The sequence below is a fragment of the Collimonas rhizosphaerae genome (genome assembly GCF_038896935.1).
GTDB lineage: Bacteria > Pseudomonadota > Gammaproteobacteria > Burkholderiales > Burkholderiaceae_D > Collimonas > Collimonas rhizosphaerae.
In genome coordinates this window covers 84,833-99,458 of record NZ_JBANDC010000018.1, presented here as the reverse complement: position 1 = coordinate 99,458, position 14,626 = coordinate 84,833, and the positions used below count along the sequence as shown (strand labels likewise).

At 63.2% G+C, this 14,626-nt stretch carries 17 protein-coding genes; 10 read left to right on the top strand and 7 right to left on the bottom strand.

Going from position 1 to position 14,626, the window contains the following annotated elements; translation table 11 throughout:
- Window positions 1-52: 52 nt before the first annotated feature.
- The 10 genes from fliJ to V8G57_RS21250 all read left to right on the top strand — a co-directional run bounded on the left by fliJ (window position 53) and on the right by V8G57_RS21250 (window position 6,907).
- Entirely contained in the window at window positions 53-508 is a 456-nt protein-coding gene (gene fliJ / locus V8G57_RS21295; RefSeq protein ID WP_342831092.1) for a flagellar export protein FliJ, read from the top strand.
- A gap of 17 nt (window positions 509-525) precedes the next feature.
- Window positions 526-1,887 carry a flagellar hook-length control protein FliK gene (locus V8G57_RS21290; RefSeq protein WP_342831090.1) on the top strand — a complete coding sequence of 454 codons (1,362 nt, stop codon included), beginning with the start codon at window positions 526-528 and terminating at the stop codon, window positions 1,885-1,887.
- A 127-nt stretch (window positions 1,888-2,014) separates the two neighbouring features.
- Window positions 2,015-2,488 carry a flagellar basal body-associated protein FliL gene (gene fliL / locus V8G57_RS21285; protein WP_342831089.1) on the top strand — a complete coding sequence of 158 codons (474 nt, stop codon included), beginning with the start codon at window positions 2,015-2,017 and terminating at the stop codon, window positions 2,486-2,488.
- Between the two features lie 15 nt (window positions 2,489-2,503).
- On the top strand, window positions 2,504-3,505 hold the full coding sequence (fliM, locus tag V8G57_RS21280; protein ID WP_092398862.1) for a flagellar motor switch protein FliM: 1,002 nt from the start codon (window positions 2,504-2,506) through the stop codon (window positions 3,503-3,505).
- A complete protein-coding gene (gene fliN, locus V8G57_RS21275) occupies window positions 3,498-3,917 on the top strand; it encodes a flagellar motor switch protein FliN (RefSeq protein WP_092398864.1) in 420 nt (139 codons plus the stop codon). Before fliM ends, fliN begins: the two co-directional genes overlap by 8 nt.
- Complete coding sequence (fliO, locus tag V8G57_RS21270) at window positions 3,914-4,384, top strand: flagellar biosynthetic protein FliO (RefSeq protein WP_342831087.1); 471 nt, start codon at window positions 3,914-3,916, stop codon at window positions 4,382-4,384. The genes fliN and fliO overlap by 4 nt, the downstream gene beginning before the upstream one ends.
- A gap of 70 nt (window positions 4,385-4,454) precedes the next feature.
- Window positions 4,455-5,216 (top strand): flagellar type III secretion system pore protein FliP, encoded by a 762-nt coding sequence (fliP, locus tag V8G57_RS21265; RefSeq protein WP_342831086.1) that lies wholly within the window; start codon window positions 4,455-4,457, stop codon window positions 5,214-5,216.
- 13 nt (window positions 5,217-5,229) lie between these two features.
- Window positions 5,230-5,499, top strand: a complete 270-nt coding sequence (gene fliQ, locus V8G57_RS21260) for a flagellar biosynthesis protein FliQ (protein ID WP_041743011.1) — start codon at window positions 5,230-5,232, stop codon at window positions 5,497-5,499.
- Complete coding sequence (gene fliR / locus V8G57_RS21255) at window positions 5,499-6,293, top strand: flagellar biosynthetic protein FliR (RefSeq protein WP_092398870.1); 795 nt, start codon at window positions 5,499-5,501, stop codon at window positions 6,291-6,293. The genes fliQ and fliR overlap by 1 nt, the downstream gene beginning before the upstream one ends.
- 104 nt (window positions 6,294-6,397) lie before the next feature.
- Window positions 6,398-6,907, top strand: coding sequence for a hypothetical protein (locus V8G57_RS21250; RefSeq protein ID WP_342831084.1), 510 nt, complete (start codon window positions 6,398-6,400; stop codon window positions 6,905-6,907).
- Between the two features lie 31 nt (window positions 6,908-6,938).
- On the opposite strand, the gene flgL is transcribed toward V8G57_RS21250, so the two are convergent.
- The 7 genes from flgL to V8G57_RS21215 all read right to left on the bottom strand — a co-directional run bounded on the left by flgL (window position 6,939) and on the right by V8G57_RS21215 (window position 14,615).
- Entirely contained in the window at window positions 6,939-8,150 is a 1,212-nt protein-coding gene (gene flgL, locus V8G57_RS21245) for a flagellar hook-associated protein FlgL (RefSeq protein ID WP_342831082.1), read from the bottom strand.
- A 45-nt stretch (window positions 8,151-8,195) separates the two neighbouring features.
- On the bottom strand, window positions 8,196-10,169 hold the full coding sequence (flgK, locus tag V8G57_RS21240; RefSeq protein ID WP_342831081.1) for a flagellar hook-associated protein FlgK: 1,974 nt from the start codon (window positions 10,167-10,169) through the stop codon (window positions 8,196-8,198).
- A gap of 111 nt (window positions 10,170-10,280) precedes the next feature.
- Window positions 10,281-11,222, bottom strand: a complete 942-nt coding sequence (gene flgJ / locus V8G57_RS21235; protein WP_342831111.1) for a flagellar assembly peptidoglycan hydrolase FlgJ — start codon at window positions 11,220-11,222, stop codon at window positions 10,281-10,283.
- 7 nt (window positions 11,223-11,229) lie between these two features.
- Window positions 11,230-12,369, bottom strand: a complete 1,140-nt coding sequence (locus V8G57_RS21230; protein ID WP_342831080.1) for a flagellar basal body P-ring protein FlgI — start codon at window positions 12,367-12,369, stop codon at window positions 11,230-11,232.
- A gap of 2 nt (window positions 12,370-12,371) precedes the next feature.
- Window positions 12,372-13,040: a flagellar basal body L-ring protein FlgH gene (locus V8G57_RS21225; protein ID WP_342831079.1), complete on the bottom strand. Its 669-nt coding sequence runs from the start codon at window positions 13,038-13,040 to the stop codon at window positions 12,372-12,374.
- 11 nt (window positions 13,041-13,051) lie between these two features.
- Window positions 13,052-13,834, bottom strand: a complete 783-nt coding sequence (flgG, locus tag V8G57_RS21220) for a flagellar basal-body rod protein FlgG (RefSeq protein ID WP_014004932.1) — start codon at window positions 13,832-13,834, stop codon at window positions 13,052-13,054.
- A 34-nt stretch (window positions 13,835-13,868) separates the two neighbouring features.
- Window positions 13,869-14,615 (bottom strand): flagellar basal body rod protein FlgF, encoded by a 747-nt coding sequence (locus tag V8G57_RS21215; protein WP_342831077.1) that lies wholly within the window; start codon window positions 14,613-14,615, stop codon window positions 13,869-13,871.
- Window positions 14,616-14,626: the final 11 nt, after the last annotated feature.

Sequence of the window (14,626 nt, the reverse complement as noted above, 5' to 3'; positions counted from 1 at the left end):
TTAACACAAAGATAAGGCGACATAGATAAGCCGCAAACCCTGAGAGGACATCATGTCAAACACATTGCCGCTCGCCATGTTGATTGAACTGGCCCAGAACAAGACCGACGAAGCCAGCCGCCGCCTGGGACAATTGCAGCGCGCCCAGGTCGGCGCCGCGGAAAAGCTGGAGATGCTGATCCGCTACCGGCAGGAATACTGCGACCAGCTGCAGAGCCAGATGCAGGACGGCGTGTCGTCTTCCCGCTGGCGCAATTTCCAGCATTTCATCGGCACGCTGGACGGCGCCATCGAGCAGCAGCGCGCAGTCGCCGGCCAGGCCGATTCGCGGCTGGCGCGCGGACGCAGCGACTGGCAGCAAAACAAGCGCCGCCTGAGTTCCTTCGACACCTTGGCTGAACGCGCCAGGCAACAGCAGGTGCAACTGCTCAACAAACGCGAACAGCGCGGCAACGACGAACATGCTGCCCGCCAGTTCCAGCTGCGCATGCGCGCCGCCGCAGAATAACCAATCAAGGAACCGCCATGTCTTTACCTGTTTCATCCAGCACAGCAGCCCTGCAGGCCGTGCCGCCAAACGGCAGCGCCGCCGGCAATGCCAATCCGCAGCAGAATGGCGCCGATCATTTTGGCAAGGTCCTGGATCGTTCCCTGGCCAGCGCCGGCCAACCCGCTGAAAAGATCGCCGACAAGGCCAGCGCCGGCGCCAAGCCAGCCGAGCGCACAGCGCCCCGGCGCCAGGCCGGCACAGACAAGGAACAAGATCCAGGCGCCGTACCGGCCTTGGCGTTCCTGGCGTTGCCGCCGGCCGGGGCGAAAGCGATCGAGGCCCGTCCCGAATCCGGCAGCGGCAGCCAGCCAAAGTCAGCGGCAGAGGAGCAGCTCAACGCGGCGATAGCCGCTGCCGGCGGCAAACCAGCCACATCCGCAGTCGTCGCTGCCGCAGTCGCAGAAAATCCCGGCAAGAACGCTATTCCGACGGCAGCGGCTCCGCCCGCTGTGGCACAGCTGGCAACGCCAGCCGGCCCGGTTGAGGCCGCGCCAACCAGGCCAAGCGCCTCGGCGCGCAAGGAAACCACCAGCGGCGAATACACGCCATTGGCGCATAATCCGCAGCCGTTGGCCAGCCAGGCCGGTGCAGCCGATGCCGCCGGACAGCAGGCAACGCAAGACGACGCTCATACGGACCAGCACGGCAAGCTGGAAAAAGCAGAGCGGAAGGATAGCCTGGACGCAGCCAAGATCGCCTCAGGACCGGCGCAGGCCAACGCCAATACAAACGCCAGCGAGATCGCCACGGCCAAAGCCGCCGCCGGCAGCGGCGGCCAACCCGGGCTCGCCGTCACGGCGCAGGCAAATCCGGCGCTAGCGCATACCCCGTCTGCGGTAACTGCAGCCGACACCGCAGCGCCGCCTGCCGTCAAGCTGGCGCTGTCGCCGGCGGTCGGCAGCGACGGCTGGGGCGCAGCGCTTGGCAAGCAAGTCGTCTGGATGGGCAACACCCGCAACCAGAGCGCCGAACTGCATCTCAACCCACCCGACCTGGGTCCTCTGAAAGTCACCTTGACCATCAATGACAACCAGGCCCAGGCGACATTTGTCTCTGCCCACCAGTCGGTGCGCACGGCGCTGGAAGCGGCCTTGCCCCAGTTGCGCAGCAGCCTGGCGGAAAGCGGCATCAGCCTGGGCAACACCTCGGTCAGTTCCGACGCCCAGCAGCCGCAGCAACAGCAGCAAGGAACGTTTGCCCAGCACCAAGGCAGCCAGCGCGGATCGGGCAGCCCGTTCCAGGCTGGCGTAGCGGCGGGTGAACTGGCCGCCAAAGTTGAACGCAGCACTGCCGCCGCCGGCAGGAACGGCAACGGCAAGGTAGATATTTTTGCTTGACAGAAAAAAACAGACTTTCCCGGCGCGACAAACGCAGGATCTGAAGCGCTTTCTCCCTTTATATCAGCAGATGGTTCGAAGCCTTTTTGGCAAAGAATGGACGCTGGAATCTGATGCAGGAAAAACCATGGCAACCATCACCAACGAAGCAGTGGCAACACCCAAAAAAAGCAAGCTTGGACTGATATTGATCGTGCTCACCGCAGCCCTGGCCGCGGCGGGCGCTGCTTATTACTTCACCAGCATGCAGGCCGGCAGCAAAAGCGTCGCCGCGCCGGTCCCGGAAACGCCGATCTTTGTCGCGCTCGATCCATTTACCGTCAACCTGCAAGCGGACGACCGCGACCGTTTCCTGCATATCGGCCTGACCCTGAAAGTGGCGGACGCCAAATCCCAGGCGCAGATTGCCGAATACCTGCCGGAAACGCGCAGCCGGGTCCTCAGCCTGCTGTCGAACCGCGATCCGAATTCCCTGATCACCGCCGACGACAAGAACAAGCTCGCCGCCGAAATCCTCAAGGCATTGAACAAACCCCTGGCCAGCAGCCAGCCGCCGCAGCACATCGTCAATGTGCTGTTCACCGCCTTCGTGGTGCAGTAAAACCGAGACCCAGCTATGGCTTATGAACAGCTACTGTCTCAGGACGAAGTAGATGCACTGCTGCAAGGCGTCACCGGCGAGACCGATGCCGCCGCGGCGCCGGCGCCGAATCCGGAAGGCGTGCAAGCCTACAACCTCGGCACCCAGGAACGTATCGTGCGCGGCCGCATGCATACGCTGGAAATCATCAACGAGCGCTTCGCGCGCCAGTTGCGCAGCTCCCTGTTCAATTTCATGCGCCGCAGCGCCGACATTTCGGTAGGCGCGGTCCATGTCCAGAAGTACAGCGAATTCATCCGCCACCTGCCGGTGCCGGCCAATATCAACCTGCTGCACATGAAGCCCTTGCGCGGCACGGCGCTGTTCGTGTTCGATCCGAACCTGGTGTTCCTGGTGGTGGACAACCTGTTCGGCGGCGACGGCCGTTTCCATATGCGGGTCGAGGGCCGCGATTTCACCCAGACCGAACAGCGCATCATCACCCGCCTGCTGAACCTGGCGCTGGATAGCTACGGCAGCGCCTGGAATCCGATCTATCCGCTCGAATTCGAGTACGTGCGGGCGGAAATGCATACCAAGTTCGCCAATATCGCGACGCCGAATGAGGTTGTGGTGAACACCACTTTCCACATCGAGTTCGGCCCTATCGGCGGCGCCCTGCATATCTGCATCCCGTATTCGATGATAGAACCGATACGCGACCTGCTGTCCAATCCGGTGCAGGATGAAGTCGAAGTCGACAAGCGCTGGGTCAAGCAGCTGTCGCAGCAGGTGCAAAGCGCCGACGTCCAGCTGAAAGTGGATTTCATGCATATCCCGTCGACCATCGGCCAGCTGCTGAAACTGAAGGTCGGCGATGTCCTGCCGATAGAAATGCCCGAAACCATCGTTGCCAAGGTGGACGGCGTGCCGGTGATGGAATGCGGTTACGGCACTTCCAACGGCCGCTACGCGCTGCGAGTTGAAAAAATGATCAATCACCGCGATGGTGATTTAAAAGGGAATGATAATGAGTGACGAAAACAAGCCGGATCCAAACGCCGAAGCCGCCGACGACTGGGCCAGCGCGCTCGCGGCCCAGACCGCGGCATCGCAGCCTGCGCCGGAACCGGCGCCTGCCGCCAAGGTGTTCCAGCCTCTCAGCGGCGACGCCGCCGAGGTCGCCAAGACCGATATCGACATGATCCTGGATATCCCGGTGCAGATGACCGCGGAACTGGGGCGCACCAGGATCACCATCAAGAACCTGCTGCAGCTGGCGCAGGGTTCGGTGGTCGAACTGGACGGCCTGGCCGGCGAGCCGATGGATGTGCTGATCAACGGCTACCTGATCGCCCAAGGCGAGGTGGTGGTCGTCAATGACAAGTTCGGCATCCGCCTGACCGACATCATCACGCCGTCGGAACGCATACACAAGCTGAACCGATGAAATTGCTGCCCTTGGCGCGGCGCGCGCTGCTGCTGTCGGCATGCCTGGCCTTGCCCGCCTCGGCCATGATCGCCGCGCCCGCCGCCACAGCAATACCGGCGACGCCGTCATGGGGCGCGAGCGGCCTGTTGCAGGCGGCTTCCGGCCTGGCCGTGGTGCTTGCGCTGATTTTCTTTTGCGCCTGGGCGGCGCGCCGGATGGGGCTGCAAAAGCACAATAGCGGCCGCCTGGTTAAAGTCATCGCCAGCACCGCCATCGGCCAGCGCGAACGGGTGGTGGTGGTCGAAATCGGCGGCACCTGGCTGACGCTGGGAGTGACTCCCGGACAGATCCAGTCGTTGCACAGCATGCCGGCGCAGGAACTGCCGGAAGATCCCAAGCTGCCGATCAGGCAAAGCGCCATCGCTGCCGGCAACGCTGCCAACGCCTTTGCGCAAAAGCTGCGAGAGTCGCTAGGCCGCAAATAGGTCCATCGCAATATTGCACTCGGCCCAAGCCATTTACCCCTCATTGACTCCTCAAGAACCGATCGGCAGAATGCGTCCCCTTTCCTTCCTCGCGCAACACCGCAAGCTGCTGACAGCGCTATTGCTGACCGCGCTGCCTGCCATCGCCGCCGCCCAGGCGCTGCCCGGCATCACCAGCACCACCGGCCCCGGCGGCAGCCAGACCTGGTCGCTCAGCGTCCAGACCATGCTGCTGCTGACTTCGCTGTCCTTCCTGCCGGCGCTGCTGCTGGCGATGACCAGCTTCACCCGCATCATCATCGTGCTGGGCCTGCTGCGCACCGCCATCGGCGCCCAGAGTTCGCCGCCCAACCAGATCCTGGTCGGACTGGCGCTGTTCCTGACTTTTTTCGTGATGTCGCCGGTATTCGACAAAGCCTACAGCGATGCCTACAAACCCTTTTCCGACAACAAGATCAGCGCCGAACAGGCGCTTGAGCGCGGCATCCAGCCGTTCAAGCAGTTCATGCTGAAGCAGACCCGCGAAGGCGACCTGGCCCTGTTCGCCAAGCTGGCGCAGACGCCGCAGATGCAAGGGCCGGAAGAAGTGCCGCTCAGGATACTGGTGCCGGCGTTTGTCATCAGCGAATTGAAAACCGCGTTCCAGATCGGCTTCACCATCTTTATCCCATTCCTGATCGTCGACCTGGTGGTGGCCAGCGTCCTGATGTCGATGGGGATGATGATGGTGCCGCCCGCCACCATCTCGCTGCCGTTCAAGCTGATGCTGTTCGTGCTGGTCGACGGCTGGCAGCTGCTGGTCGGCGCCCTGGCCCAAAGTTTCTATACTTGAGGTTGCGCAAAAAATGACTCCCGAATCGGTAATGGCGCTCGGCTACCAGGCCATGAAAATGACGCTCCTGCTAGGCGCACCGCTGCTGCTGGTGGCCCTGGTCAGCGGCTTGATCATCAGCCTGTTCCAGGCCGCCACCCAGATCAATGAAATGACCCTGTCGTTCATTCCCAAGCTGCTCGCGGTATGCGCCACCATGGTCATCGCCGGGCCGTGGATGCTCAATTCCATCCTGGACTACATGCGCCAGCTGTTTTCCAGCATTCCGCAGCTGGTTGGCTGATGTCGCCGGTGCTGTCGGTCACGTCCGCGCAGCTGAGCGCCTGGATCGTGGCGTTCGTATGGCCATTCGTCAGGATGCTGGCGCTGATCAGCGCCAGCCCCATTTTCGGTGAGAAAAAAGTGGCGCGCCAGGTCAAGGTCGGCCTTGCCGCGCTGCTGGCGATCGCCATCGCCCCTACCCTGGGCGCCATGCCGGCCGTGCCGCTGGTCTCGGCCGGCGGCGTCTGGATCCTGGTCCAACAGGTGCTGATCGGTTCGGCCATGGGATTTTCCATCCGGCTGGTGTTCGCCGCGGTGCAAGCGGCCGGCGACTACGCCGGCCTGCAGATGGGCTTGTCCTTCGCCTCTTTTTTCGATCCCAACAGCGGCGGCAACACCATGGTGCTGGCCAGCCTGCTCAACATGCTGGCGATGCTGATCTTCCTGGCGGTCGACGGCCACCTGATGGTGATCAGCACCCTGGTCGAGAGTTTCCACGTCCTGCCGATTTCAGATGCGCCGCTGGCGGCGGAAGGCTGGCATTTCCTGGCGCTGGCCGGCGCCAACGTCTTTTCCGCCGGCCTGATGCTGGCGCTGCCGCTGGTCGCCGCCCTGCTGACCCTGAACCTGGCGATGGGCATCCTCAACCGGGCGTCGCCGCAGCTGAGCATCTTCGCCGTCGGCTTTCCGTTGACGCTGCTGGGCGGGATCCTGATGCTGCAGCAGCTGATGCCGCACCTGGCGCCATTCCTGGAACAGGAATTTGCGCTTGGCCTGGCAAACATGCTGCACCTGGCGCAAGCGTTGCGGCCATGAGACAAGTTGGGCCGGCTGTCCGTCAAAGACGGGACGGTTATGCCAAAATAGCCCGGGATTTGACCCGCGCCGACCTACGTTGCATCTTCACTGACAGGATACCGATGCTTAAGCTGACCCGATGGCGAGCAACACTCATTCTTGCAGCCTGTTCGGTTTTGACCCCGGCCAGCGTCCATGCAGGACAAGGCGACCTGTTTGGTTTGCTGGACAACAAGCCGCTCAGTGAAACATGGCTCAATGCCGGCTTCTATTCCTATCATTTCAATCGCGATAAAGGACTGAACGGCAACAACCTGGGGTTCGGCGCCGAATACCGGTTTTCGACCGTGGCGTCGGCCACTGCCGGCAGGTTCTACAACAGCGACCGCGAGTACTCGAATTATGTCGGCGTGTATTACCAGCCCGTATATATCGGGCCGGTGCGCCTGGGCCTGGTCGCCGGGGGATTCAACGGCTATCCGAAGATGCGGCGCGGCGACTGGTTCCTGGCCGCCATCCCGGTCGCCAGCGTCGAATACAAGAACGTCGGCTTGAACCTGGCGGTTATCCCGAGCTACAAAGACAGGTTGTATGGCGCCCTGTCGTTCCAGCTGAAAATCAAGGTTTTCTGATCCCGCCCTGGAACGCCTGCGGGTAATAAGCTTACAGGTAATTCAGCAGCGAAATCTTGCGGATCTGCACAAAAGTCTGCTGCGTCGCCTGCAACGCCATCTGCCGCTGGTACAGCTCGGTAATCGCGCTGCTGTAGTCCAGGTCCTGGATATCCGACAGATAGCTCTTGTCCGACAGGTTGCGGGCGTCGCCATTGGTGTTGAGGGTATCCAGTTCCTGCATGCGCGAGCCCACCGACGAGCGCACCGTCAGCACATTGTCGAGCGAGTTGGACAGCTTGACGTTTGCCGTGCTCAAGGAATTCTGCAACTGCGCCTTGGCGGCCGGGGTGCCGTTGTCGATCGGCGTCTTGAGGGCGCCGATCAGGTCGCTGAGCGCGCCGAACATGTCCGGATTGGCATTCTTTGCGGTGTTGACATTGAAGCTGTCGCCGCTGGCAGGGGCGCCGGTCAGCACGATTTGCAAGCCGCCGAACTGGATCGGCGTGCCGGAGGTATAAGTGCCTGCCGTCACCACCGGCGGCGTATCCGAATTGGTCACGGTAAACGTCGTGGCTGAAGTAAAGCTGATCGAAAAATTCTTGCCGAAATCGGGATTGGTGGCGTCGATCACAGAGGTAGCGCCATATACACCGTCGCCGCTGTTGGCGGCGGCAGAAGTCGTGACGTAGCCGGAGCTGGTCTGCGCGGTCTGGAAAATGCTGCGGCCGTCGTCGGTGCCCGCCATCTGCCGCGAGATGTCGACCTGCAGCAGCTGCTGGCCCTGGTCGCCGACATATTGCACGCCGCCGCCGGCCTGCTGCACGAACGGCGCGCTGCCGCTCTTGAAGCCGGCGAACAGGAACTGGCCGTTGCCGTCGTCGGTATTGGCCAGGCCCAGCAGCTGGTCGTAATTGCTTTGCAAGGTAGTGGCGACCGATGCGCGGTCGGCGTCGGTCATGGTGCCGTTGCCGGCCTGCACCACCAGCCCTTTGATATTTTGCAGCAGCGTGGTGACGTTTTGCAGCGCATTGTCTTCCAGGCCCAGCGTGCGCGACGCCTGGGCGCGGCTGGTGGAATATTGATCGTTGAGGGAAATCGACTGCGATGCGCTCAGCGCCCGGGTCGCGCCCAGCGGATCGTCGGACGGCGTGAGTATTTTTGACATGGCGCCTATCTGCTGTTGCACCCGCAACAGGCTGGTTTGCTGGGAGCCCATCGCGGACAGGCTCTGGTCATAAAACGACTGGGTACTGATACGCATCTTGTTTTCCTTGTTTATCGTCTTGCTGGCGAGTCCGGCGGCCGGTTAAGCAACAATCCCCAGGATTGCGTCGAACATGGTCGACGCCGTCTGGATCACCTTGGCATTGGCCTGGTACATCTGCTGGTACATCAGCAGATTGGCGGTTTCTTCATCCTGGTTGACGCCGGACACCGACTGCTGCGCCGCCTTGATCTGCGCCGCCAGGCTGGTTTGCGCGGTATTGGCGATGGTGATCTGGTTGGCCTTGTTGCCGATGCTGCTGACCAGCTGGCCATACGCATCGGTATAGCTGGCGGTGCCGCCGGCCAGGGTTTTCTTGTTTTGCAAGGCGCCCAGCAGCAAGGCGTTGCTGCCGTCCGAAACGCCGCCGGTATTCGGTCCGATGGTGAACGTATCGCCGTTCACCGGCTTGCCGCTGATGGTGGCGCTGATGCCGTTGAAGCTGTAGGACGCGCCGTCGGTATACGTGACGGCAGCGCCGGCTGCATAGTTGACCACCGTGCCGTCCGGGTTGGTGACGGTCACCGCGGCGGCGGCCGGAAAGCCGGACAAGCTGGCAGGCGTGGTGGTGCTGTCGTATTTAAGCGTCAGCGGGCTGGCCAGCGGTGTCGGCAGGTACGAGGCGTCGACCTTGCCGGCGCTGATGCCGGCGCTGCCCTGGTTGGTGGCCGTCTTGCCGGTGACGATAGGCGAAGCCGCCGCTATCTTGGCCGGATCGGTCACCGTCACCGTCAGGTCGCGCGCGCCGGTGCGGGTCGGCTGGACCAGGAAGGAATCGCCGATTTGCGGCGTGCCGCTGGTCGCCTGCAACGATACACCGTCGAAAGTCACCGGCAAGCTGGGATAGCTGCCGAGCACCTTGTTATCGGACAAGCGGGTCACCGAATATTGCGGCGTGCCGGCGACGTTGACAAAATCGACCCGGTAATCGCTGGTGGTCAGCTGGCTGGTGTCGCTGAACGACGGCGTGACCAGCAGGTTGCCGGTGTTGCGGGAATTGGCGGTCGCCGCCGGACTGGCTTGCGAAAAGAAATCCTGGCCGGCGGCGCCGTTCAGGTCAATGCCCAGCTTGTGCTGCGCGTTGAACGTATCGGCCAGGCCGATCGCCATCCGCCCCAGTGCATTCTGGGCCTCGCCCAGGGTCTGGTTGCGGAACTGCATCAGGCCGCCGAGCGAACCGCCGCTGATCACGCTGTCCTGCATTTCAACCGCGACGCCGGCAGCGTTCACCAGGGCCACCGAGGTGCGGCTGGGATCGGCCGCCGAGGTGACGGCCTTCAGGGTCGATGCCTTGTCGCCCAGCACCAGGGTCTGGCCGGTGCCGATGAATACGTTGTACTGGCCGCCGTCCTGCACCACCACCTTGGTCGCCACCAGCTGGCCCAGGCTGTTCACCAGGCTGTCGCGCTGGTCCAGCAGGTCGTTCGGGGCCTGGCCGCCGGCAGCGTTGCTGAGCAAGGCGATCTGCTTGTTGATGCTGGCGATCTGGGTGGCGTAGGTATTGATCTGGTCGATCGAACCGGAAATCTGGTCGTTGACGTTGCCGTTCAGGCCGGTCAGCACCTGGCTCATGGTGCGGAACTGGTTGGCCAGGGCCTGGCCGGAACTGATCAGCTGCTGGCGCGCGGCGGAATCGGCAGGCGTATTGGCGACTGCCTGCACGCCCTTGAACATGGTCTGCAGCATCGGCGCCAGGCCGGTGGTCTGGTTGGCCAGCAGGTTGTTGATCTGGTTGATCTGGGTCGAGTAAGCCGCCAGCGCCTGGTTGGTCGACTGCGCCTGGTTCAGCTGCGAACTCAGGAACTGGTCGTAGCTGCGGGTGACGTCGACCACCTGCGCGCCGTTGCCGAAGAAACCGACGCTGGGAGTGTATGTGCCGCCGGCGGACACCACCTGCGCCATCTGCCGGCTATAACCCGGCGTGTTCACGTTGGCCGTGTTGTGGCCGGTGGTCACCAATGCCGCTTGCGCCGCGTTGAGCCCGCTGAGCCCGGTGAAAAACAAGCTGTTCGCCATACAATCTTCCTTTTAGAAAGCAACTGCCCGGCGTCGCTGCCAGGCTCACTTGAGGTATAACGGCAGCAGCCCGGGAAATTTGAGGGAAATGCCCGGTTCCGTGCAAAAAAATCAGAGGATCTGCTTGAGGATGCGCACCAGCTTCTCGCCGTATTGGGGATCGGTGGCGTAACCGGCGCGCTGCAAGCCGTGCGCAGCCTCGGCCGGATCGCGCGTGGCCAGCACCTGCGCATAGCGCGGATTGCCGGCCAGGAAACGCGCATAGTCGGAAAACGCTTCCTCATACGATGCATAAGCGCGGAACGAGGCTTTGGTCTGCTGCGGCTGGCCGTCCACGTATTCGGTGGTGACGGCTTGCACCACCGCGCCTTTCCAGCCCTTGCCGGCCTTGATGCCGAACAGGTTGTGGCTGCTGCTGCCGTCTTCTCCCTTGATTTCGCGTTTGCCCCAGCCCGATTCCAGCGCGGCCTGCGCCAGGATCAGCTGCGACGGCACGCCGCTGCTGCGACTGGCAGCTTGCGCCGGCGCGCTCATGCGCGACAGGAACTGGTCGACATATGCCTGCGGATTGCCGCCGGCGCCGCGCCCGGAACCGGCAGCGGCGTCGTACAGGGACAGGTTCTGCACAACGCCGGGATTTGCCGGCACCGCGGCTGCCGGCTGGCCGGGAAGCGGATCAGCGGCCGGCATCTTGCCCAGTGCCGCAGGCTGCTGCGGCGACTGGTCGACGGCGCGGCTAAGCTGGGCCTGCATCGCCTCGGCCAGGCCAAGGCCGCGGCCGGACAGGTTTTGCGCCAGCTGCTGGTCCAGCATCGAGGTGTACATTTTTTCCTGCTGGCTATCGAACATGCCGTCCGACGGCGTCGCCTCGCGCATGCTCTTCAACACCATCTGCATGAACATCGCTTCGAACTGGCGCGACACCTGTTTCAAGCCGTCTTGCGGCGAATTCCTGGTAGTGCGGCGCAAAGCGTCCACGCCTTGCACATCCAGCGCAAAACGCTGGTCAAGGTCGCCGCTGCGACTGCTGTTGATGGGACCGGAGACGCTCATGTCGGCCTCAGATGATTTCAAGTTCGGCGCGCAAGGCGCCGGCGGCTTTCATCGCCTGCAAGATGGAAACCATGTCCTGCGGATTGGCGCCCAGCGTATTCAAGCCCTTCACCACATCGGCCAGCGAAGCGCCGTTCTTGACTACCTGCAAGGCGCCGCCTGCCTGGTTCAGCTGGATTTGCGAAGTCTGCGTCACCACCGTGCTGCCGCCCGAGAACGGTCCAGGCTGGCTGATCACCGGCTGGGTGTTGATCACTACCGACAAATTGCCATGGGCTACCGCGCAGTCCAGCACGCGCACGGTCTGGTTCATCACCACCGAGCCGGTGCGGGCGTTGATCACTACCCGCGCTACCGCTTGCGCCGGCGTGATGTCGAGATTTTCCAAACGCGCCAGGAAACTGACCCGCGCTTCCGCCTGGGCCGGCGCGGCGACCTGGATCACGCGCGCATCGAGCGCGCTGGCAGTGCCTGCGCCAAAACTGCGGTTGATGGCCTCGACGGCTTTCTGCGCCGTGCCGAAATCGGATACATTCAGTTCCAGGGTCAAGCTATTCGCGTCGCCCAGCGGCGAACTGACCGCGCGCTCGACAATGGCGCCGGCAGGAATCCGGCCGGAACTGAGCTGGTTGATCTGCACCTTGCTGCCGTTGGCCGAGGCGCCGGCGCCGCCGACCACCATGTTGCCCTGCGCGATCGCATACACCATGCCGTCGGCGCCCTTGAGCGGCGTCATCAGCAGGGTGCCGCCGCGCAGGCTCTTGGCGTTGCCCATCGACGATACGGTGACGTCGATGTTCTGGCCCGGACGGGCAAACGACGGCAAGGTAGCGGTCACCATCACCGCCGCCACGTTCTTGAGCTGCATGTTGGTGCCGGGCGCCATCGAGATGCCCAGTTGCGACAGCATGTTGTTGAGGGTCTGGGTGGTGAACGGCGTCTGCATGGTCTGGTCGCCGCTGCCGTCGAGGCCGACCATCAGGCCGTAGCCGATCAGCGGATTGTCGCGCACGCCCTGGATGCTGGCCAGTTCCTTGAGACGCTCCGCCTGCACCGGCGACACGGCGCAGGCGAGGCAAAGCGACAGGAAGACGGCGCCGCGGCTGCGCCGCGCGCGCCGCAAAAAAAACTGGAATGATGATCGCATGGTCAGAACGGTAAGACGTTGAGGAAGAAACGCTGCAGCCAGCCCATGGTCTGCGCTTCGTCGATATAACCCTTGGCGCTGTATTCGATCCTGGCGTCGGCGACCTGGGTCGAGGCCACGCTGTTGTTGCCGCTCACCGTGCGCGGATTGACCACGCCGGAGAAACGGATGAATTCGGTGCCCTGGTTGATCATCATCTGCTTCTCGCCGCTGACCATCAGGTTGCCGTTGCCCAGCACCTCGGTCACCGTCACCGTGATCACGCCGTTAAAGGTATTGGCCGCATTGGCGCCGCCCTTGGCGGTCAATGCGTTGCTGGCCTTGGCGTCGGCGTCCAGGTTGCCGAACAGGCCGCCGAAAATCTTCGGTATCGCCGCCAGCGCGCTGCTGGTGCTGCCGTTGCGGCTGGCGTTGGCCGCCGAATTCTTGCTGGCGTTAACGTTTTCGCTGACGATGATGGTCAGGATGTCGCCGACATTGCGCGGCCGCCGGTCCTCGAACAGGGCCTGGCTGCTGAAGCCGGACTGGTAGATGGCGCCGTTTACCGGCGCCGCCGGCCGCACTTCCGCACGCGCGGTCATCGGCTGCTGCACCAGCGGCTCGCGCGGCAATTGCGCGCAGCCGCCCAGCAGCAGCGCCGCCAGCAGCAGGCACCTGGTGCAATATTTCATCGGCGCCGCCATCACAACTGCGTAAGGCGCTGCAACATCTGGTCAGAGGTCGTGACCGCCTTGCTGTTGATTTCGTAAGAACGCTGGGTCTGGATCATGTTCACCAGTTCTTCCACCACATTCACGTTCGACGATTCGACATAACCCTGGCTCAGCGTGCCGGCGCCGTTCTGGCCCGGCGTGGTCTGGTTGGCGGTGCCGGAAGCATTGGTTTCGGTGTACAGGTTTTCGCCATTGCTTTGCAAACCGGTCGAATTCAGGAACGTCGCCAGCTGGATCTGGCCGACCTGCACGCTGGCGGTGCTGCCGGCCTGGGTCACCGATACCGTGCCGTCCTTGGCGATGGTCATGCTGGTGGCGTTTTGCGGGATGGTGATGGCCGGCTGCACCGGGTAGCCGCTGGCGGTGACCAGCTGGCCGGTGGAGTCGGACTGGAACGAACCGTCGCGCGTATAGGCGGTGGTGCCGTCCGGCATTTGCACCTGGAAGAAACCGTCGCCGGTAATCGCCACGTCCTTGGTATTGTCGGTCTTGGTCGGGTTGCCCTGGGTATGGATCCGCTCGGTCGCCACCAGCCGCACGCCGGTGCCGATCTGCAGGCCGGACGGCAGGTTGGTCTGGTCCGAAGTCTGGCCGCCTACCTGGCGCAGGTTCTGGTACATCAGGTCTTCGAACACTGCGCGGCTGCGCTTGAAGCCGGTGGTGCCGACGTTGGCCAGGTTGTTCGATATCACGTCGAGCTGCTGCTGTTGCGCGTCGAGGCCGCTCTTGGCGATGGAAAGGGAACGTATCATGGTGAAATTCCTGTCGAAAAATGGATTAGCTGCTTTAGCTGCTCATGCTCAGCAGCTGGTTGGCGCGCTGGTCGTTTTCATCGGCGCTCTTGACCGCCTTCATCTGCATTTCAAAACTGCGCGCATTGGCGATCATTTCCACCATCGCCGACACCGGGTTGACGTTGCTGCCTTCCACCACGCCGGTCTGCAGCGTCACCGCCGGATCGGCGTCCGGCGCGGCAGCCCCGGCGCGCATGCGGAACAAGCCGTCGTCGCCGCGCAGCAAATCGCTGGCAGCCGGATTGACCAGTTTCAAACGGCCGACCTGGGCCACGTTGGTAGCCGGATCGCCGGCGCCGATGGCGCTGACCAGGCCGTCGGTCGATATCATCACAGCGGCGCCGGGCGGCACCGCCATCGGTCCGGCGTCGCCGATCACCGGCAGCTTGTCCATCGTCATCAGCTGGCCGTCGGCGCCCACCTGCAGGTTGCCGACCCGCGTATACGCTTCGCCGCCGTCCGCGGTCTGCACCGTCAGCCAGCCGTCGCCGCGCACCGCCACATCCATCGGCCGCCCGGTTTCGGTCAACGGCCCGGTGCTCATGTCGGCGCCGGGCGTCGAAGTCACCACGAAAGCGCGGGTCGCCGCTTCCTCGCCGACTACCGGCACGGCGCGGAAATTGTTCAGCTGCGCGCGGAAACCGGGCGTCGATACGTTGGCCATGTTGCTGGCTACCGAAGCTTGCTGCTCCATGGCCTGCTTGGCGCCGCTCATGGCGATGTAGATCATGCGGTCCATGGGTTCTCCCG